This window comes from Klebsiella sp. GFKo11, from assembly GCF_056490265.1.
This window is the reverse complement of record NZ_CM151369.1, coordinates 1,249,740-1,271,482: the sequence shown is the minus strand read 5'-3', so window position 1 is coordinate 1,271,482 and position 21,743 is coordinate 1,249,740. Positions and strand designations below refer to the sequence as shown.

General features: G+C 50.5%; 16 protein-coding genes and 1 pseudogene. 6 read left to right on the top strand and 11 right to left on the bottom strand.

The annotated features are described in order from the left end of the window. Positions 1–6 precede the first annotated feature (6 nt). Positions 7–678 carry a 7-carboxy-7-deazaguanine synthase QueE gene (gene queE / locus AC07P6_RS06085; protein WP_434661794.1) on the bottom strand — a complete coding sequence of 224 codons (672 nt, stop codon included), beginning with the start codon at positions 676–678 and terminating at the stop codon, positions 7–9. 211 nt (positions 679–889) lie between these two features. Here queE and AC07P6_RS06080 point away from each other — a divergent pair, with 211 nt between their 5' ends. The 5 genes from AC07P6_RS06080 to AC07P6_RS06060 all read left to right on the top strand — a co-directional run bounded on the left by AC07P6_RS06080 (position 890) and on the right by AC07P6_RS06060 (position 5,450). Then, positions 890–1,480 carry a LemA family protein gene (locus tag AC07P6_RS06080; protein ID WP_478315849.1) on the top strand — a complete coding sequence of 197 codons (591 nt, stop codon included), beginning with the start codon at positions 890–892 and terminating at the stop codon, positions 1,478–1,480. 14 nt (positions 1,481–1,494) lie between these two features. After that, complete coding sequence (locus tag AC07P6_RS06075) at positions 1,495–2,391, top strand: TPM domain-containing protein (RefSeq protein WP_478315848.1); 897 nt, start codon at positions 1,495–1,497, stop codon at positions 2,389–2,391. A gap of 25 nt (positions 2,392–2,416) precedes the next feature. Beyond that, complete coding sequence (locus AC07P6_RS06070) at positions 2,417–3,202, top strand: hypothetical protein (protein ID WP_478315846.1); 786 nt, start codon at positions 2,417–2,419, stop codon at positions 3,200–3,202. A 24-nt stretch (positions 3,203–3,226) separates the two neighbouring features. Next, a complete protein-coding gene (locus AC07P6_RS06065) occupies positions 3,227–3,619 on the top strand; it encodes a hypothetical protein (RefSeq protein WP_228727441.1) in 393 nt (130 codons plus the stop codon). A 721-nt stretch (positions 3,620–4,340) separates the two neighbouring features. Beyond that, a complete protein-coding gene (locus AC07P6_RS06060; RefSeq protein ID WP_478315844.1) occupies positions 4,341–5,450 on the top strand; it encodes an SDR family oxidoreductase in 1,110 nt (369 codons plus the stop codon). A gap of 67 nt (positions 5,451–5,517) precedes the next feature. Here AC07P6_RS06060 and eno read toward each other — a convergent pair whose 3' ends face one another. The 10 genes and pseudogenes from eno to rlmD all read right to left on the bottom strand — a co-directional run bounded on the left by eno (position 5,518) and on the right by rlmD (position 18,844). Then, positions 5,518–6,816 carry a phosphopyruvate hydratase gene (gene eno, locus AC07P6_RS06055; RefSeq protein WP_110275870.1) on the bottom strand — a complete coding sequence of 433 codons (1,299 nt, stop codon included), beginning with the start codon at positions 6,814–6,816 and terminating at the stop codon, positions 5,518–5,520. Positions 6,817–6,896: 80 nt separating this feature from the next. After that, the gene (gene pyrG / locus AC07P6_RS06050; protein WP_182234552.1) at positions 6,897–8,534 is read right to left on the bottom strand and encodes a glutamine hydrolyzing CTP synthase; all 1,638 of its coding nucleotides are present in this window, start codon (positions 8,532–8,534) and stop codon (positions 6,897–6,899) included. Between the two features lie 226 nt (positions 8,535–8,760). Beyond that, positions 8,761–9,567: a nucleoside triphosphate pyrophosphohydrolase gene (gene mazG, locus AC07P6_RS06045; protein WP_434663967.1), complete on the bottom strand. Its 807-nt coding sequence runs from the start codon at positions 9,565–9,567 to the stop codon at positions 8,761–8,763. 21 nt (positions 9,568–9,588) lie between these two features. Continuing rightward, on the bottom strand, positions 9,589–9,921 hold the full coding sequence (locus AC07P6_RS06040; protein WP_478315842.1) for a hypothetical protein: 333 nt from the start codon (positions 9,919–9,921) through the stop codon (positions 9,589–9,591). Positions 9,922–10,059: 138 nt separating this feature from the next. Next, the gene (locus AC07P6_RS06035; RefSeq protein WP_478315841.1) at positions 10,060–11,082 is read right to left on the bottom strand and encodes a fimbrial protein; all 1,023 of its coding nucleotides are present in this window, start codon (positions 11,080–11,082) and stop codon (positions 10,060–10,062) included. A gap of 12 nt (positions 11,083–11,094) precedes the next feature. Then, positions 11,095–13,582, bottom strand: a pseudogene (locus tag AC07P6_RS06030) (fimbrial biogenesis outer membrane usher protein). Positions 13,583–13,596: 14 nt separating this feature from the next. Then, a complete protein-coding gene (locus AC07P6_RS06025) occupies positions 13,597–14,277 on the bottom strand; it encodes a fimbrial assembly chaperone (RefSeq protein ID WP_478315840.1) in 681 nt (226 codons plus the stop codon). 54 nt (positions 14,278–14,331) lie between these two features. Then, complete coding sequence (gene yehD, locus AC07P6_RS06020; protein WP_478315839.1) at positions 14,332–14,868, bottom strand: fimbrial protein YehD; 537 nt, start codon at positions 14,866–14,868, stop codon at positions 14,332–14,334. Between the two features lie 387 nt (positions 14,869–15,255). Continuing rightward, positions 15,256–17,496, bottom strand: coding sequence for a GTP diphosphokinase (relA, locus tag AC07P6_RS06015; protein ID WP_112213882.1), 2,241 nt, complete (start codon positions 17,494–17,496; stop codon positions 15,256–15,258). 46 nt (positions 17,497–17,542) lie between these two features. Next, positions 17,543–18,844, bottom strand: a complete 1,302-nt coding sequence (rlmD, locus tag AC07P6_RS06010; protein WP_478315838.1) for a 23S rRNA (uracil(1939)-C(5))-methyltransferase RlmD — start codon at positions 18,842–18,844, stop codon at positions 17,543–17,545. 123 nt (positions 18,845–18,967) lie between these two features. Between rlmD and barA the strand changes: the two genes are divergently transcribed. Further along, positions 18,968–21,721 carry a two-component sensor histidine kinase BarA gene (gene barA / locus AC07P6_RS06005; protein WP_304253267.1) on the top strand — a complete coding sequence of 918 codons (2,754 nt, stop codon included), beginning with the start codon at positions 18,968–18,970 and terminating at the stop codon, positions 21,719–21,721. The last annotated feature ends 22 nt before the right edge of the window (positions 21,722–21,743 follow it).

The following is a 21,743-nucleotide window of genomic DNA, read 5'->3' as shown; positions in this document are numbered from 1 at the left end:
AAATATCTAAGCAATATTCAAATACTTATGCGTCTGCATGGAGAGACGCCAGTTGCGGGCGATACAGGTTTCGATGCACAGGCGGGTCGCATCGTCCTTTTGGCTGATGGGTTGCAGCGCAATAATCCGTGGTTTGTCGTCAGCCAGCGTTTCCAGCAGTTCATCCAGCGCTTCGATATCGCGTACGCGTCCAACCGGATGTTTAATTTCATCCGCTCGCTGTAGCGCCTGAGACAGCACATCATAGCCGCCGCGCATATTCACCTTTGGCGATACCGTCACCCAGGTATGGGGCGTACAGCGCACCTCGTGCGTGCCGCTGGTTTCTATCTGACAGCTAAACCCGTTTTGCTCCAGCAGCAAGGTTAATGGCGTTAAATCATGAATGCAGGGCTCACCGCCCGTAATCACCACGTGGCGGGCAGTCCAACCCTGACGCCCGATGATCGCCAGCAGATCCTCGCCGCTTGCCGGACCCCACTTATCGCTCTCTTTGGTTTTTGCCAGAATGCTGAACAGCGACACTTCCCGATCGGCAAGCTTATCCCAGGTATGTTTGGTATCGCACCAGGCGCAGCCTACCGGGCATCCCTGTAGACGAATAAAAATGGCGGGAACGCCGGTGAAGTAACCCTCGCCTTGCAAGGTCTGGAACATCTCGTTAATCGGGTACTGCATAATCATCTCTGTCTGGGGTTGTGAGCGCGCATTATCGCAGATCGTGCATAATCAGGCAAAACTGCTTTGCTTTCCCTCGGACACAATAAAATGCTTTACAGAGTGTTTCATTTAAATAATTACTGGCTAAAATTCAGAAAATAATTAGATAAAATCATAACCAATCATGCTTAATATATGCTGAGGGAGCAATAATTCAAAAGGATATGACATGCTCAGAATATTTATTATTTTTATATTTATAGTGAATTTATCCGGCTGCGGCTATAACGACATCCAGGCCTACGATGAACAAACCAACTCAGCCTGGTCGGAGGTTCTTAACCAGTACCAGCGCCGCGCAGACCTTATCCCCAACCTTGTTGCCAGCGTTAAGGGTTACGCCAGCCATGAAAGTGAGGTACTGGAAGCGGTGACGCTGGCTCGTGCTCAGGCTAATCTTGCCAGCGGCAAACTACAGCAGGCACCCGATGATGCGCAAAAATTAGCTGACTGGCAGCAGGCACAAAGACAATTAACCCGCTCGCTTGGGCAATTAACCATTATCAGCGAACGTTATCCTGAATTAAAAGCACAAGAGTTATATAAGGATCTGATGACTCAACTGGAAGGCAGCGAAAACCGCATTGTTGTCGCCCGCGGTCGTTATATTAAAGCGATTGAAAAATATAACGTCACCATCCGCCAATTCCCTGCCGTCATGACGGCGAAGGTTATTGATTACCAGCCGAAGAAGAATTATCTGCCGGATGACGTTGCGACCATCAGCAAAGCGCCGACTGTTGATTTCAGCCAGCATTAACAGGAGGTTAAGCCGTGCGCGTCATCGTATTTTTATTGATTTTCTTTAGCTTTCAATCACTCGCTGTTCCTGTTCCGGAATTGCGCTATCAGGTGACGGATTTAACCCACACGCTCAGCGAAGCGCAGACCAACGTTCTGACACAAGAGGTTCGCGCGATACCCGGCCAGGTGGCCATTCTGGTGGTCCCGACTAGCGGCGAAGAGACCATTGAGCAATATACCACGCGGGTTTTTGACGCCTGGAAACTGGGCGACCAAAAGCGCGATGATGGCATTTTACTGCTGGTCGCCTGGCAGGATCATACGGTCCGTATCGAAGTGGGATACGGGTTGGAAGGTACCCTGACCGATGCGCAGGCTGGGCAAATCATCCGTCAGAAGATTATTCCAGCGTTTAAAAACGGCGACCTGATGGTGGGACTGCAGCAAGGGGTTGCCGCTATTGGGGAACGCCTCGCCAACGGTGAACAGCAGCCAGCAAACGCAGTTTCGATCGTCCCTGCGAACAAGCCCATGCCGTTCAATGGGGGCTGGGCGCTGCTCATTTGGACCGTGGTATTGCTGAGCATCGCCATAAAAAGTGGCCTCAAAACCCTGGGACTGATTTGTCTAACAGCCATAGTCCTGGCATTTGCGCTGCCCATTTCAGGCCATGCCGCTGGCTGGGGAAAACTGTTCGCCCTGCTTGGCTTCGCCACGCCGTTTATTGTGTTTTTGATTCTTATGCTAACGCCGACTGCCGCCGGAAAAGCTTTCAGGAAAATAGTCCGGGCATCAAACACCGCGAAAGAACAAAAGAACGGTAGATCTTCAGGCCGTAGCGGCGTTCGTACTCGCCGCTCATCGCGTGATAATTTTCGCGGCGGCGGCGGGTCTTCAGGCGGCGGTGGCGCGTCCGGGCGCTGGTAACATTACTCCACGCAAGGGAATCATAATGCGTATTCTTCTTTTATTGCTGGCGCTGTGCGGATTGCCTGCGTTTGCTGACCAAACGCCGCCAATTTCCGATCTCACCAGTACGTTGGCGGCGGCAGAACAAATGCCCACTCGCCAGACTGAGATCGGGGGCGACATCTTTGAAGCATTAGCAGATCATTTGCTCGCTAAGCCGAAGCTGACCCTCCCCTGCTTCACCTTCACGCTGCTGATGATGGTTATCATCGTCGCCTTGTACCGATTCGGCTGTAGCAAAACGATTATTGCCGCGATTTCACTGGTCACAATGTGTATGTGGTCCTTCGTTCTTCGAGAAGACGCTATCATGCGACAGATTGGGAACATTAGTTTCAGCCTGTTGATATTTATGCCATTGTTATCGTGTCTACGTAATATTTTCGTTAACGGCCGCATAATAATCGCGTCAATAAGCGATGTCGTGAAGGGCAAAAAAAAGAAGAACCCCTCCAGGGCAGGAAAAAAATCTCATGCATCGTCACCCACTTCCGATTTAATTGAAAAGTCCAAAAGCAGAAAAAAAATAGCGGGCGTCGTGCTGTTCATCGTAGTCGCATTAATTATCCTTGCCCTCTACCTGGATACCGAATGGTTAGCAAATGCCGCGAGTCGGTTCGTAGAATTTATCATCGCAGTCCTGGCGATTGTCGTCATTGTTCTCGGCGGTGGCTTTAAATCCGGAGGGGGCGGAGGCTCATCGTCCGGCGGTAGTTTTCGCGGTGGCGGCGGCTCTTCAGGGGGAGGCGGTGCATCCGGGCGCTGGTAGTCATGTCTTATTCAGGAGCAACAAATGCATATTAATCATTTTTTAGCCCAGCACCCCAGGCTATGTAAGTTTATTTTCGGTGCACTCTATTTTGCTGCCAGTATTTATCTGATCAAGGATATGGGCGCGAATCATTGGGGAACGCCTGTTCTGGCGATGCTGATATCGCTTATCGCTTTTGATGTACTTATTTACTTTTGTATTTATAGCTTAATCAACCCCACTCCCGAGAGAAAGGATCTCCGATGGGATTATAAGGTCTGGCAGCGAAAACGTATGAGCTTTCGCAATGTATCTCTCGACGACTTTGTCTCATATGTTACAAACGGTAGAAAATTCATCAGGATAATGATTATTGTGGGAATGGTGGTAATGAATATCGTGGTACTACGCGACCTGATGAAACAGTCCTTTTAATACCCGGGTATGCTGCTACCCCACTAAATATGACACCCCGCTGGCGCGGGGAACACCTAAATATATACCCTTTTTTATAATACTATTTTTACAAGACAACACTCTACCAACGTAATCATTACAAACATGCATTATTGAATAGCATCTAACCACATTATTTTAAATGATAAAAAATCAGACACTCATATTCTCGTGAAGCTTACCAAAATAGTGTACTTTCTGTACCAAAGTTGAAATTTCTGCATATCATCGGATAACAACAAAAGATACGAAAAATACGCCGAACCACCAGGGAGGATTTCCACGATATCGGTATGCGCCTTCCAGAAGAAACGTTGTCATACATTACTCATACATTTAAGGAAAGGCAGTAGAAACATGTTAAATACATTGCATGGTTAATCCAGAGCCTAATTAGCTGAGTAATAGTTATTACTGACAACAAATTTAATATAGTTTTATTTTTGATGTAACAAAATATTAAAAAAAACAGAAATAGAAATAAATACCTCAAAAATAAAAAAGCTTACATATCACTATTATACAAATTGATACATGAAATTATGAATTTATTGTCATTACCCGAAGTCCAACTTGATCCACTGAATCACGCAAGCTTAAGATAAGCTTAACACACTGAAAAACATCTAATTTTTCATTTACCTTCCGTTTAATCCCCTGCACCTAGAATCCGTAAACCAACCATGACGAGATTGAACTCATGAATACATTGTTAATCACAGGCGTGACCGGATTTCTGGGCGGGGCAGTTTTAGAAAATATTCTTAATCAGGAAAATAGATTTAATCTGCTACTGCTTGTTCGCGCCAATGATGATGCAGCCGCACTTGAACGGGTAAAGGAAAACCTGCGTAAATTCAATATTGCAGAAGAGAAGCTGGCAGCACTGAATTCACGGAGCATTCTGCTGGGTGATTTGGCGGATCCGGAAGTATTTCTTACCGACCCTCGCCTGGATCAGGTCACTCACGTTATCAACTGCGCCGCCGTCGCCTCCTTTGGCAACAACCCGCTCATCTGGAAAGTGAATGTCGAGGGAACGCTTAAGTTTGTCCGGAGAATGGCGCATGTCATCAGCCTTCAGCGCTTCCTGCATGTAGGCACGGCAATGTCGTGTTCACCTGAACAGGATTCACTGGTGTCGGAAAACGCAGAGTTCCGTGAACGCGCCGAGCATCTGGTCGAGTACACCCACTCTAAATCAACCATAGAACGCCTGATGCAACAGGAGTGCCCAACGCTGCCACTGGTTATTGCCCGCCCCTCGATTGTGGTTGGTCACACTCATCACGGCTGTCAGCCTTCCAGCAGCATCTTCTGGGTATTCAGCATGGGTCTGATGCTACAAAAATTTATGTGTTCGATGGAAGACCGCATTGACGTTATCCCCGTCGATTACTGCGCCGATGCGCTGCTGATGCTGCTCAACAGCCCGCTTGCTCGCGGAGAGATAGTGCACATTTCGGCAGGTGAAGAAAATAGCGTGAGATTTGCGGATATCGACAGCGCTATGGCATCGGCGTTGGAACAGGCTCCGGTTGGCAATAAATACGCCCAGGTCAGCTATGAGACGCTGGTTAAAATGCGCCGCGAGCTGAAGGATATCTTTGGCCCCTGCAACGAGCGTCTGATGCTAAAAGCTATGCGTTTGTACGGCGCGTTCGCCACGCTTAACGTGCGATTCAGTAACGACAAGCTGCTGAGTATGGGGATGCCAAAACCGCCGCGCTTTACCGATTATATCGACCGCTGCGTGCAGACCACGCGCGGGCTTTCTATTCCGCAGCAAATGGCGGTAGATTTTAAGTAGCTGCTTTTGTAAAGGCAAAAAAATGCCAGCCTGAAGGCTGGCATTTTCATATCAGATAAAGACAGGCTTATGCCTGGCCTTTGATCTCTTTACGACCATTGTACGGTGCTTTTTCGCCCAGAGCTTCTTCGATACGAATCAGCTGGTTGTATTTAGCAACGCGGTCAGAACGGCTCATAGAACCGGTTTTGATCTGGCCTGCAGCGGTACCAACAGCCAGGTCAGCAATGGTAGCGTCTTCAGTTTCGCCTGAACGGTGAGAGATAACGGCAGTGTAGCCAGCGTCTTTCGCCATTTTGATCGCAGCCAGAGTTTCGGTCAGAGAACCGATCTGGTTGAATTTGATCAGGATGGAGTTAACGATGCCTTTGTCGATACCTTCTTTCAGGATCTTGGTGTTGGTTACGAACAGATCGTCACCAACCAGCTGGATTTTGTCGCCCAGTACTTTAGTCTGGTATGCGAAACCATCCCAATCAGATTCGTCCAGACCGTCTTCGATAGACACGATCGGATACTGTTTGGTCAGGTCTTCCAGGAAGTGAGTGAATTCTTCAGAGGTGAACGCTTTGTTGCCTTCGCCAGCCAGAACGTATTTACCGTCTTTGTAGAATTCGGAAGCTGCACAGTCCATCGCCAGGGTGATGTCGGTGCCCAGCTCGTAGCCAGCAGCTTTAACAGCTTCAGCGATAACAGCCAGTGCTTCAGCGTTGGAACCCAGGTTCGGCGCGTAGCCGCCTTCGTCACCAACTGCAGTGTTCATACCTTTAGCTTTCAGAACTTTAGCCAGGTTGTGGAACACTTCAGAACCCATACGTACGGCTTCTTTCAGGGATTTAGCGCCAACTGGCTGAATCATAAATTCCTGGATGTCGACGTTGTTGTCTGCGTGCTCGCCACCGTTGATGATGTTCATCATCGGAACCGGCATGGAGTATTTGCCCGGGGTGCCGTTCAGTTCAGCGATGTGCTCATACAGCGGCTGACCTTTAGAAGCAGCAGCGGCTTTGGCGTTAGCCAGAGATACGGCCAGGATTGCGTTCGCACCGAAGTTAGATTTGTTTTCAGTACCGTCCAGGTCGATCATGATTTTGTCGATGCCAGCCTGATCTTTGGCGTCTTTGCCAAGGATTGCCTGAGCGATCGGGCCGTTAACCGCGCCAACAGCTTTCAGTACGCCTTTACCCATGAAACGGGATTTGTCGCCATCACGCAGTTCCAGCGCTTCGCGGGAACCAGTAGAAGCACCTGACGGAGCAGCTGCCATACCGACGAAACCACCTTCCAGGTGTACTTCAGCTTCAACAGTCGGGTTACCACGGGAGTCGATGATTTCACGACCGATGACTTTAACGATTTTGGACATTAGGTTTTCCTCAGTACAAGTTAAACTAAAACTCCAGACAAACAATGCACCCGGATGGGTGCATTGCCGTTCTAACTCTTTTACTTCGCCTGACGCTTCTGGTACTCGGCTGCGGCTTTCACAAAGCCAGCAAACAGCGGGTGACCATCACGCGGCGTCGAAGTAAACTCCGGATGGAACTGACAGGCAACAAACCACGGATGATTCGGCACCTCGATGATCTCGACCAACTGATCATCCCCGGAACGTCCCGCAATACGCAGGCCCGCATTTTCAATCGGTTTCAACAGCATGTTGTTGACTTCATAGCGGTGGCGATGGCGTTCGGTAATGGTTGGTTCGCCGTACAGCTGGCGCACCAGACTATCGTCACCCAGTTGGCACTGCTGCGCTCCAAGGCGCATCGTGCCGCCGAGGTCGCTCTTATCAGAACGGACTTCGACATTACCTTCTTCATCACGCCATTCGGTAATAAGGGCCACAACCGGGTACTTACAGTCTGGCACAAATTCCGTGGAGTTGGCGTTTTCCATCCCCGCTACGTTGCGCGCGAACTCAATCAGCGCAACCTGCATACCCAGGCAAATTCCCAGATATGGAATATTGTTTTCACGTGCATAGCGCGCAGTGGCAATCTTACCTTCAACCCCGCGATAGCCGAAGCCACCAGGAATCAGGATAGCATCTAAATTTTTCAGAATTTCGACGCCGCGCGTTTCTACATCTTGCGAATCGATCAGCTTGATGTTGACGGTAACGCGGTTTTTCAGACCACCGTGCTTGAGCGCTTCAATCACCGACTTGTAGGCATCCGGCAGTTCAATGTACTTGCCGACCATACCAATGGTGACTTCACCTGCCGGATTGGCTTCTTCGTAAATAACCTGTTCCCATTCGGCCAGGTTCGCTTCCGGACAGCTTAAGCTGAATCGTTTACAAATATAATCGTCCAGCCCCTGAGATTTCAACAGGCCTGGAATTTTATAAATAGAATCGACGTCTTTCATCGAAATAACGGCTTTTTCTGGCACATTGCAGAACAATGCAATTTTGGCACGTTCGTTCGCCGGAATAGCGCGATCGGAACGGCAGACCAGAATATCAGGCTGAATACCGATGGAGAGCAGTTCTTTAACGGAGTGCTGGGTCGGCTTGGTTTTGACTTCACCCGCAGCGGCCAGGTACGGCACCAGAGTCAAATGCATAAACAGTGCGTTTTCACGACCGATATCCACCGCCAGCTGGCGAATCGCTTCGAGGAACGGCAGCGACTCGATATCGCCGACGGTACCACCAATTTCAACCAGCACCACATCATGGCCTTCGCCGCCCGCCAGCACGCGCTCTTTAATAGCGTTGGTGATATGCGGAATAACCTGTACGGTTGCGCCCAGATAATCGCCACGGCGCTCTTTACGCAGAACGTCGGAGTAGATACGACCCGTAGTGAAGTTGTTACGGCGGCTCATTTTGGTGCGAATGAAACGCTCATAGTGGCCAAGGTCCAGATCGGTTTCAGCGCCGTCTTCAGTAACGAACACTTCCCCGTGTTGGATTGGGCTCATGGTGCCTGGATCGACGTTGATGTACGGATCCAGTTTCATCATGGTCACGTTAAGCCCACGGGCTTCAAGAATGGCTGCCAGGGAAGCTGCGGCAATGCCTTTACCCAGAGAGGATACGACCCCGCCGGTCACAAAAATATAGTTCGTTGTCATGCTGAACCTGAGAAGTTAGGTTTAAAAGACGATGGAATAACCAAGACGGGAAAGCAGTATACCCGATCATGACTAACGCCACAAACTTTCATTATCCCTCCTTTTCATCAGGCCCACACAACGCAGGGAGTGAGAAAATAGCCGCTTTCGGCGAAATGTTTTTGACGTAAATCAAGCGCTTGTTATTTAAAAAATCACACAAATAGCGCTTGATCACGAAAACCCTTTAGAGATCAGTTTCCTGGCGTTTTACCTCTTGCCACACATCTTCCATGGTATCGAGGTCAACACCGGTCATTTCCAGGCCCCGCGCGGCGACAATCCGCTCAACTTCACGGAAACGGCGCTCAAATTTGAGGTTCGCTTTTTGCAGCGCAACTTCGGCTTTCACCCCTAAATGGCGGGATAAGTTGACCGTCGCGAACAGCAGGTCGCCGACTTCCTCCTCCAGTTTAGCTTCATCAATCACCGCCTGCTGCGCCTCGTGCATGACTTCATCAATCTCTTCGTGCACTTTGTCCAAAACCGGGCCAAGCGAAGTCCAGTCAAAACCTACTGCCGAGCAGCGTCGCTGGATTTTATGCGCGCGCATCAGCGCGGGCAGGCTATGCGGAATATCGTCCAGTGCAGAGTGCTGGGACTTTTCGGCTCTCTCTGCGCTTTTAATTTGTTCCCAACGCGCCAGTACTTCGCTGCTGTTACCCGCTGAAGCATCGCCGAAAATATGCGGGTGACGGCGCTCCAGCTTGTCGCTGATGGCGGCGCAAACATCATTAAAATCAAAACGCCCCTCTTCCTGTGCCATCTGAGCATAGAACACGACCTGGAATAGCAGATCGCCCAGCTCGCCGCGCAGATCGTCGAAATCTTCCCGGGCAATAGCATCAAGTACTTCATAGGTTTCTTCGAGGGTATAGGGGGCGATGGTGGCAAAAGTCTGCTCTTTGTCCCACGGGCAGCCGCTTTCCGGGTCGCGCAGGCGCTGCATTATGCCAAGCAGCCGGGTCATCTCATTGTTAACTATCGTATTCATCATTCTGAACTCTTTACATTATCAGTCGCGCCATTCGCGTCTGGGTTTCGGCAAGCCGCCGTGTATTACGAAAACATAAACTATGCCATGTAACAGTACAAACATCAGCGCCAGCATGCGTACCACGTCATCAATGTAGCGGGTTTGCGACACGAGGATGCCAAAAGGAAACTCTCCAGAGACTGCCACGAAAAACTGAAAAAATACTGCGAAGGCATTTCCAGCACGACAAATCAGATGAGAAACCAACGACCAGGCAGGTGAATAAACAACAAAAAATAGCCAGATTTGCACGGCGATCAGCGTGAGGGAGGAGAGGAGATAAAGCACGAAAAAACTGAAGCTCAGGTTCATCAATGAACGTCCCGTACACGGGCATCCCGCCAGTGCGCAATATTAAGGTAGCGATGTCTGCGCACAATGATAAAAAAACACGGGTCAAATTGCACCCGCGCTTTTTTTACCTGCTATACCAACGACAACATAGCGACGTCATTGATGCTCCACAACAATCGTCGCCGTGGCGGATAACGTCCCCGAGCGACTCTTATTTGGGTCGTAGACAAAGTACTTAGCCCGGACAGGGATTTGCAGCGTTGCCGAAAGCGTGGTGGTTGTACTCTTCGGGATAATAGCCAGCTTAGTGACCGCTTCATTGATGGCATCGCCAGCACGAGCGAGAACAATGCGCTGCCCGGAGCCGTTTTCAAGGATAAACCCAACACCGTTATTCGCGTTGGCCTGCAGTATCGAAGGATCGCTGTCCAGTAAAGTGCTGCTTTTCAGATACACCGTCGCCGTGCGGTTCGCTTTCTGATTGGTCTGGCTGGCGTTACAGTTCAGGGTGATATTACCCGCAGCGCTGCCCTCACTGACCACGCCGTAAGTGCGAACTTTGCCAACAGGAATCGCCGTGAGATCCAGCTGTAGGTTTTCTGGTTTACAGGTCGTAGCGATACGGTTGTAGGTCACCACCAAATCGGAAGAAAACGCGCCGCCTGCTTTATACAGAGCCTGACTGAACCTTTCCCGGCACGTTCCCCATTGCGAGGGGTTAAATATACACAAGATAAAAGCGGTCCAGGCACTATTATAATCGCTGTTCGAAGCCGTTGAGGCCAGCACCGCGCCTGGAATCGTCACTGTATTGCCGCTATTGGTATAGGTCGCGGTTCCGGTATCTCGAGTCGCCGACACGGTAAAGCCGATGTTAATGCTGTTATTGCTTGATTGCAGCGAACCGCTGTTACCGCTTTGCCAGGCGAATTTCAGTTTAAATTTATCCTCACCACCATTAAAACCAATGACCACATCGCTAAAACTGGGGTAGTTGACGGTGGTATTGTTGGTACATGACAGCCCGGAAAAATTGACCTGAATCGCCGATTGCGTCGTTGAGCCATCCACGTTGATCGTGAAATGGCTAGTTTGCGAAGCAGGCGAGTTGCAGGTTGCAAAAGACATTCCTGAAAAGAGAAGCAGCACGCCGCCAAATATATTTAAAACTCTGATCATGTCCCTATCCTCTTATCGGCAGACGTAAACACGTCCATCTTCCAGATGCTTCTCAAGAGCGATGGTGCAAAACTGCTGCAGCGCCTTATCCAGCTCAACGCGAATCTGCGGTGGAATTTCGTTCGCACGCATAAATAAAAGGCTTCCCTGCCCCACCAGGCCAATATACTCCCCGGCCTCATTCATCACTTCGTGACCAAAAGGCAACGGATCGCCGTTAGCCTGCTCGGCGCGCAAATACCACGGCTTACGGCTATCGGTTTCAAATTCCGTCAGCACAACCGCCCCACGATACGGTGCCAGCGACCGCCGATTGCCTAATAGCGACACATCGCTATCAGTATGCGAAAGATCAAGGGTCAGCGAGTTTTCCCGGTAAGGCGTTAAGCCGCTGTAAATCGCTTTGCCCTGGTTATCGGTCGTCAGATAACGATGGCCCTGCACCGCTGCGCCTTTTAACCCCGGAGCACGTACAATGGCAAAGGTATCGGAAAGCTGATTGCTCAGTTCAATCCCGCCGGACCAGGCAACGATTCCCCCCTGCATACTGGCGCTGGTCTGGTTATATTTATTCGACTGACTGAGGCTGCCGTTCAGGGTGGTAAATGGCGTGCGCCAGCCCAGATTGCCGCCAACAGCAGTTTCATGTCCCTGTTGTTGCTGGCTAAAATTAACACCATAGCTGAACTGATCCCGGTTGCCGACAATCCCGCTAAGACTGGTGTTATTCGATTGATATTTATCTTCAAAGGTCGTTGAGTTAGTTAGCGATAAATGTCGACGTGGCGTGGTAATTCCGTCTCCCCAGTTGAAAGGGATAGAGAAAAACAGGTTGAGGCGATTGTCATGATTGCCATCATCATTCTGCGTACGGCTGGCCGAAAGGGTATAGCTTATTTGCCGCCAGCTATTGCTGTAGCTAAACTGATAGTCTTTTCCAGTGCCGCTGCGTTGCCAGTAATCGCGCCACAAGCCGCTCAGCGCCAAAGATCCCCAGGTATCCGGCAGCGTTTGACTCACATTGACTGAGAAACTGTTTTTACGGCCAAAATCCTCAGCGTAATAATCACCAATATCGTAGACATCATTGATATCCCGCTGGTATTCCTGCTTGTTATTCGCCCAGATATAATCATTAAAGGTACGAAACCCACGCGAAGAGTAGCGCCAGGCCGCCAGTGCAAAATGGGTGCCAGTAGCCTGCATATATTTATTCCAGGCGATTTGATAGCTCTGCCCATCAAAGACATCACCATTATCCTGTTTGCTATGGGAAAAGGTGGCGTCAAATGACACTGCGCCAATCGGCGTATTCCAGCCGGTGCCAATAACTTCAGAATGATAACGATCCGCCGCCATCACCCCGCCATATAAGGTCAGAACGTTATTCAGACCATACTGATAGCTAGCCTGTAAAAAATCGGCTTGATTGCTGGCACCTTCGACATGACTGCGGCCAGCGACGAAATCGTACTTCGTGACCCCTGGCTGCAACATATTCGGCACCGAAGAATAGGGGACCAAATAATGACTGGTCGAGCCATCCGCTTCTTTTACCGTGACGTCGAGATCGGCTCCGCCGCCGGACAGATGCAGATCCTGAATCGCAAAAGGACCGGGAGGCACCTCTTTTTGATAAACGACAAACCCATTTTGCTCGATGGTGACTAGGGCGTTACTCTGCGCAATACCGCGCACCACTGGCGTAAAATTTTGCTGTGAATCCGGCAACATTTGCATATCACGAAACCAGCGCACGCCGCGAAAACGTAAAGAATCAAACATATCGGAAGAGGTATACATATCTCCCGCGCGAAATGTGCCAAGAACTTCCGCGATACCGCGCTCCAGATAGACTGTATTGCTATGCCACTGCCCTGCACCATCGTTAGCCTGGGTAAAACTGGTCGTCGCCCTTAGCTGCCAGCCCAATAGATTCAGCCCGCTATTAAAGTTGAGATAACTATTTTTACTGTAACCGCCGTTTTTATAATCGCTGTAGTACTGGCTGGCATAATAAGATGTAAACAATGCGTTAACGCCTCGATCCCAACTTTCCGGCGGCATATAGCCTGCTTCATATTCCCGGACATAGATCTGCGGCACGCTCAGAAAAAGATTAAATTGGCCAATATCATAATGTACTGAACCACCCTGTACCGCTATCGTTAATGGCAGACAATCCTGTTTTTTTGCAGCCGAAATATTTTTAGTAATAATTCCCATCGCCTCTATTTGCGCCAGGGACAAACAGGTTGCATCAACATTCTCTTTAATATGAATGAAGCTCATAGCGCCCACGAAACTGATCGTTTAAATAAACATCCAGTTCATAATCGCCAGGCAAAGGTTTAGTTTCATCAAACCAGTATTCATCAACCTTTTCACCATTAAACCCACCAACCATAAAATGGGTATCAAAGCTTTCTTTTTCAGCATACGCTGGCCCGGCAGCAAGCGCGAAAAGAATAGCCATAGCGAGGATATTTATCTTTGGCATAATCAGTCCTTGAGCTATTTTCTTACGTCAACCTTCTCACTTAAATAATTCCCATGGTCATCAATCAACGTTACGGTATAGCGGCTGACGAATATTTTCACGGCGACTAATTGCTCTGAGCGCGGTGCCAATAATAAGGTTTGATTGTTTATCTTTCCGCTACCTTCGATTGTGGGAATAACTATCCAGTTGGCTGATTCATTTTTTACCTTTATGCCGCCAGCGGTCGAATTTAGCTTAAGTCGTGAAAAAGATTTTTTGTCTACCCCGCTAATACCCTGCGGCCGATAAATTAATTTAATCCGATTTTGCATCGCAAATTTAATACGATTTTTACCCTCACCTTCCGCAGAGTTCGGCGGTATATCAAGGACGTTAAGATAGAACAGGCTTTCACGATCGGTCGCCAGATGATTAGCCAGACTCTTAATTTTCAGCTGTTGTCCGGCCCCCCCAGCTACGCGGACAACCGGAGGCGTGAGCATAAATGGAACCTTGATTTTTTCAGGCGGAATGCTGACATCGCCATCATCAATCCATGCCTGTACCAGCGAACTGCGTGAATCATCATTTAGTATCTGAACCGTAATATCCTTTTTCTGTGCGGGATAAATCACCCGTGTGCCGTAAATAATAATGCCGCCCCAGGCAGGCATAATCATACTTGCCAGTAATAATGCGATTAGACGTTTCATGGTGAGATTCCTGCGGGGGAAATGAGCCGACGGCCTGGCCGTCGGCTAAATTCTTTAGTCGGTGTTAACCTGCATAACAACGGTAGAATTCACGTTACCGGCCTGTATATTACCCGGCGCGGTAGTAATTGCATATTGTGCGGAGAAGTTAAGATCATATTCCCCGGCTGTATTAGCCGTTAATTTTACACCCTCTCTTGGATTAACCGAATTACCATTCAGCTTCAACGTATAACCAACACCGCTTGCCCCGCCGGTTGCCGCAGTAATTGTTGGGTGGGTATCATCAAATCCGGTAGTGACAAATGAAATATGAGGAACTTTATCGCCTTCACACTTCAGCTTTAATTCCTGGTTCGCATCATTTGAATACCCGACATAGGACTGCCCGGCCGTTAATCCCGCAAACTGTGCTTTACCTACAGGGGCCATAGTAATTGTTGCCTGAGAATTCCCATCAACAAATTTACAGGTTGTCGGCAAAACAACGCCGTTAATTTGTAATGTTCCTTCTTCAGTATCAGCAGCTAAAGCATATTGCGCAGTAAACAGTGAAGACAGGACGACGGCTGCAATCATTGACTTTTTCATAAGATATTCCTTTATTAAATAATTCTAATTGTGTACTGGTGTTAGTCATTTCGTGAAAATGAAAATACATCAACAAAAACGTTGCCACAATGTAATAAAATGGTTTTATTGATTTAACTCAATTTAAAATAATTAACATAGCATCAGTAGATCTTTCAATTGAAATACATTCACCCGATAGATCAATAATGATTTTAATTCGACCACAAACATTCAACATGAATATATTTATAGGCAAATGATCGAAATTAAGAATAAATACAAAAATACCTGAATGTAAAAAGTAGATTATTTATTGCAGTGAACATATCGTTACCGTCGGCAAGGCAAAAAAAAACCGCTGCGTTGGAATCCAACGCAGCGGTTTACGGCTACAGGAAGGGGAATTTACCCGCCGTGAAGACGACGGGCGTCAATCACATCCGGTACCTGATTCAACCGGCCAAGCACACGGCCCAGCACCTGCAGGTTGTAGATCTCAATGGTCATATCGATTGTGGCAAGCTGCTGTTTGGTATCACTGCGGCTGGCAACGCCCAGCACGTTGACCTTCTCGTTGGCAAGAATGGTGGTGATATCGCGCAGCAGGCCGCTACGATCGTTAGCCTGAACACGCACGACCAACGAGTAGCCCGCCGAGTAGCTTTCGCCCCACACCGCGTCCACAATGCGCTCCGGGGCATGTGATTGTAATTCCGCAAGCTGATCACAATCCGCACGATGCACCGAGATCCCACGTCCCTGAGTAATAAAACCGACAATCTCATCGCCAGGAATCGGCTGACAGCAGCGCGCAATATGGTGCATCAGGTTACCAACGCCCTCAACCACCACCCGGCCGTTATCTTTGCTGCGGTTATTCTGTGGCGTATAGGTTTTCTGCTGCAGCTGTTTCAGCGCGGCGGCATCCTGCTCCTCGGCGCTCGGTTTATTGAACTGCGCTTGCAGGAAGTTGACCATTTGGTTAAGACGAATATCACCGCCGCCAATCGCTGCCAGCAGTTCGTCCTGCTCGTTAAAGTTGTAGCGCGGCAACAGATGTTTTTCCGCATCCTTCAGGCTGATACCCAGATGTTCGAGCTCGTCGTCGAGGATCTGCCGCCCGGCAAGAATATTCTTATCGCGATCCTGCTTGCGGAACCAGGCATGAATTTTGGAACGCCCACGGCTGGTCGTGACGTAGCCAAGGTTCGGGTTCAGCCAGTCGCGGCTCGGGTTCGGCTGTTTCTGGGTGATGATTTCAATCTGGTCACCCATTTGCAGCTGATAGGTAAAAGGTACGATGCGCCCGCTGATTTTCGCCCCAATGCAGCGGTGTCCGACATCGCTGTGAATATGGTAGGCAAAATCAAGCGGCGTTGAGCCAGCAGGTAAATCCACAACGTCGCCCTTTGGCGTAAAGACGTAAACCCGGTCATCAAAGACCTGGCTGCGAACCTCATCCAGCATTTCGCCGGAATCCGCCATCTCTTCTTGCCAGGCGATCAGCTTACGCAGCCAGGCAATGCGATCTTCGTAACCGCGCGCGCCGCTGGCCCCCGCGCTGGCGCCCTCTTTATACTTCCAGTGCGCAGCCACGCCCAGCTCAGCATCTTCATGCATCTGTTTAGTACGAATTTGAATTTCTATCGTTTTGCCGCCGGGACCCAGCACCACAGTGTGAATCGACTGATAGCCATTGGGCTTCGGATTGGCAACATAGTCGTCAAACTCATCCGGCAGATGACGGTAGTGAGTATGTACAATGCCCAGCGCGGCATAACAATCCTGCAAACGCTCGGCGACAATGCGCACCGCACGCACATCAAACAGCTCGTCAAACGCGAGATGCTTTTTCTGCATTTTGCGCCAGATGCTATAGATATGTTTTGGTCGCCCGTACACTTCGGCTTTGACGCCCTCGGTTTTCATTTCCGAGCGTAAATGGCCCACAAACTCGTCGATGTAATGTTCACGATCGATACGCCGTTCATGCAGCAACTTAGCAATGCGTTTGTATTCCGCCGGATGCAGATAGCGGAAGCAGTAATCTTCCAGCTCCCACTTGAGCTGACCGATCCCCAGGCGGTTAGCCAGCGGCGCGTAGATATTGGTACACTCTTTCGCCGCCAGCACGCGCTCATCTTCCGGCGCATCTTTCACTTCACGCAGATGGGCAATCCGCTCGGCAAGTTTGATAACCACGCAGCGGAAATCATCGACCATCGCCAGTAGCATGCGGCGAATGTTGTCCACCTGTTCAGAAGAGACCGAGTCGGTATGGGTGGCTTTAAGCTGGCGTATGGCGGCCATATCCCGCACGCCGTGAATGAGGGTAACGACGGATTTACCTACGCTCTCCTGCATGACTTCTTCGCTGACGACGTTGCCGTCCGCCAGCGGGAAAAGCAACGCAGCCCGCAGCGTGTCGATATCCATGCTGAGCATGGAGAGAATCTCCACCATCTCCACGCCGCGCCACAACAGCAGATCTGCCTGCGGGTGTCCCTGCGTTTTCTCTCGACAGTAATCCCAGGTTTCGGCTAAGCGTTCACACGACTGCTGGCTGGAAATTCCCAGACTCGCGATCCATTTCTTCGGGTCAAATTCACCAGCTTTATTTAGATGTGCACTTCTTACCGCAACCATTGTCCTCTCCTTAAGGGACCGGCCTGCCGAAGTCGGCAAGCCTCAACTAATCTTTATGCTCAAACAACACCATTGATTCCAGATGCCCGGTATGGGGGAACATATCCAGCATCGCCAGGCGTTGAATGGTATATCCCGCCTGTAATAAAACGTCGCTATCGCGCGCCAGCGTCGCCGGGTTACAAGAAACATACACCACCCGGCGCGGGGCTAACTTTATAATATGTAACATTACGCCCGCAGCACCGGCTCGCGCCGGGTCGAGCAAAATTTTATCAAAACCGTGTTTCGCCCAGTCCTGGCGGGTGACATCCTCTTCCAGGTTTTCATGAAAGAACGTCACGTTGTGCAACCCGTTAAGCGCTGCGTTTTCACGGCCCTTTTCCACCAGCGCGGGAACCCCCTCAACGCCGACGACCTGCGCCGCGCGTTTCGCCAGCGGCAGAGTAAAGTTGCCCATTCCGCAAAACAGGTCCAGCACCCGGTCCTCTGGCTGAAGATCCAGCCACTCCAGCGCCGTGCGCACCATTAACTGGTTCACACCGTCGTTCACCTGGATGAAATCGCGCGGACTGAACACTAAGCGTAGACCGTCAGATGTGTACCAGGGAGATTCCCCGCTAATATGCTCCAGTATCTCGCTTTGCGGTGCCAGATACAGGGAAAGACCGTGAGATTGCGAAAAGCGTTCCAGTTTTTCTTTATCTGCCGCAGAAAGGGCGGCGGTGTGGCGCAATACCATCAGCGGGCCGTTATCCGCCAGCACCAGTTCGACATGACCAAGCTGACGAGCCGCCTTCAGCCCCGACAAACACTCACGGACGGCAGGCAATAACGCACCAAGAGCGGGCACCAAAACAGGGCACTGCACCACATCGACAATTTCGTTAGAATTAGCCTTCCGGAAGCCTATCTGTAATTGTTGGGTCTTTGGCTGATAATTCAAGCTCAGCCGCGCCCGGCGACGGTAGCCCCAGGGTGAAGCGGCTATAATGTCATCGACATCGCGTTTCATTAGCCTGGCAAGTGCAGCGCGTTTTCTCTGTTGCTGCAGGTCGATGCTGGCGTGCTGTTGCTGGCATCCTCCGCAGACGCCAAAATGCGGGCAGCCCGGTGTTTGTCGTTGCGGGCTGTCGCTAAGACGGCGTTTAACCTGTGCGCGGGCATACTGTTTTTTATCTTCGACCAGGACAACTTCCGCCTGCTCTTGCGGTAATAAGCCGCTGACAAACAGCGCTTTACCCTGATGACGCGCAACGCCTTGACCAAAAGGGTCAAGGTCATTGACTGTAACGGTTATGATCTGGCGCGTCGTCACACGCCGTTTTGCAGAGTAGAATTGCGCCATCGTAGAGATTTGTCTCAATTAAATATAACGAGATCGTTCAGAGATGCGTCGGCGGCAAGCAAGTGCAGCCGACATGAAAGCAGCCTGAAGGATAATTTATATATTCTCCCATAATGGAACCGCATGACCAACTACAGCCTTCGTGCTCGCATGATGATTCTAATTCTGGCGCCCACCGTTCTGATCGGTTTGCTGCTCAGTATTTTCTTCGTCGCACACCGCTATAACGACCTTCAGCGCCAGTTGGAAGATGCTGGAGCCAGTATTATTGAGCCGCTGGCGGTTTCCAGTGAATATGGCATGAATCTGCAAAACCGCGAGTCAATCAGGCAGCTTATTAGCGTTTTGCACCGCCGCCATTCCGATATCGTGCGCGCAATTTCTATCTACGACTCGCATAACAAGCTGTTTGTCACCTCCAACTTTCAGCTTGATCCCGGCGAACTTCAGCTTCCCAAAGGGGCTCCTTTCCCTCGGCGCTTAAGCGTGATTCGCAATGGTGACTTGATGATTTTGCGCACCCCGATCGTCTCGGAAAGCTATTCACCAGATGAATCACCGGGAACTGACGCCAAAATGCCGGACAACATGCTGGGCTACGTGGCCCTTGAGCTGGATCTCAAATCGGTGCGATTGCAGCAGTACAAAGAGATTTTCATCTCCAGCGTGATGATGCTGTTCTGTATCGGTATTGCGTTAATTTTCGGCTGGCGTCTGATGCGCGATGTCACCGGCCCGATTCGCAATATGGTGAACACCGTCGACCGCATTCGCCGCGGTCAGCTTGATAGCCGCGTCGAGGGCTTTATGCTCGGCGAACTGGATATGCTCAAAAATGGCATTAACTCGATGGCCATGTCGCTGGCGGCCTATCATGAAGAGATGCAGCATAACGTCGATCAGGCCACGTCCGACCTACGTGAAACGCTTGAGCAGATGGAGATTCAGAACGTCGAACTGGACCTGGCGAAAAAGCGTGCTCAAGAAGCCGCGCGAATTAAATCCGAGTTTTTGGCCAATATGTCCCACGAGCTGCGCACCCCGCTCAACGGCGTCATCGGCTTCACGCGCCTGACGCTGAAAACCAACTTAAATACCACTCAGCGCGATCACCTGACCACTATTGAGCGTTCAGCCAACAATCTGCTGGCGATCATCAACGATGTTCTGGACTTCTCTAAGCTCGAAGCGGGCAAACTGATTCTGGAAAGTATCCCATTCCTGCTGCGCAACTCGTTGGATGAAGTGGTCACATTATTGGCCCATTCGGCGCATGATAAAGGCCTGGAGCTGACGCTGAACATCAAAAATGATGTTCCGGATAACGTGATTGGCGACCCGCTGCGCCTGCAGCAAATTGTGACTAATCTGATGGGTAACGCCATTAAATTCACCGAGCACGGCAATATCGACGTCCTGGTGGAACAGCGCGCAATCAGCAACTCCAGAGTGCAGATTGAGGTACAAATTCACGATACCGGTATTGGTATTCCTGAGCGCGATCAATCGCGCTTGTTCCAGGCTTTCCGTCAGGCCGACGCCAGTATTTCACGCCGCCACGGCGGCACCGGGTTGGGACTTGTCATCACCCAGCGCCTGGTGAAGGAGATGGGCGGCGATATTTCATTCCACAGCCAGCCGAATCGCGGCTCAACGTTCTGGTTCCATATCAGCCTCGATCTTAACCCCAACGCCGTCCCCGATAGCGTGTCAACCGACTGTCTGACAGGCAAAAAGCTGGCCTATATTGAAGCTAACGCCACGGCGTCGCAGTGCACCATGGAACTGCTGGCAACAACGCCGTTAGAGGTGGTCTATAGCCCAACCATGTCCGCCCTGCCTGATGCACATTACGATATCCTGTTGGTCGGAACCCCAGTGTCGGTGCGTGACCTGGGACTACATCGAGATAAACTTGCAAGGGCCTGCAAACTTGCGGATCACCTGCTGCTGGCGCTGCCGTGCCACGCCCAGGTCAGCGCCGAAGCGCTGAAACAAGATGGCATTACGGCCTGCCTACTCAAGCCGCTAACCTCAACGCGCTTGCTCCCCGCGCTGACGGCCACCTGTCAGGCTCAACCCGCTATGTTACCGGTGTATTCAGACAGTAAAAAACTGCCGATGACGGTGATGGCGGTCGATGATAACCCGGCAAACCTGAAGCTCATCGGTGCGCTACTGGAAGACCTGGTTCAGCACGTCATCCTTTGCGACAGCGGCCAGCATGCCGTCGAAGAGGCTAAAGAAAAGCAGCAGGATCTGATTCTGATGGATATTCAGATGCCAGAAATGGACGGTATTCGCGCCTGCGAACTGATTCGCCAGCTTCCTCATCAACAGCAAACTCCGGTCATTGCCGTGACCGCGCACGCGCTGGAAGGCCAGCGCGAAAAGCTCCTGAGCGCAGGAATGAATGATTATCTGGCGAAACCGATTGAAGAAGACAAGCTCTATAGCCTGCTGCTGCGCTATCAGCCGGGCAAGCATGTTGCACCGCTCGCGGTAAAAGAGCCTGTCGAACTGCCGATCGATCATAACGTCACTCTGAACTGGCAGTTAGCGCTACGCCAGGCGGCAATGAAGCCAGATCTGGCGCAGGAAATGCTGCAAATGCTGATCGCCTTTATGCCGGAAGTTCGTAATAGAGTGGAAGAGCAACTGGTCGGCGAGCAGCCGGAAGGGTTGCTGGATTTGATTCATAAACTCCACGGCAGCTGTAGCTACAGCGGCGTTCCTCGTTTGAAGAAATTGTGTCAGACCATCGAGACTCAGCTACGCTCAGGTACCGTCGCCGAAGAGCTGGAGCCGGAGTTTCTTGAACTGCTGGATGAAATGGATAACGTCGCACGCGAAGCGTGCAAGCTGATGGGCCTTTAAAACGTCATCCCCGGTCTGCGCT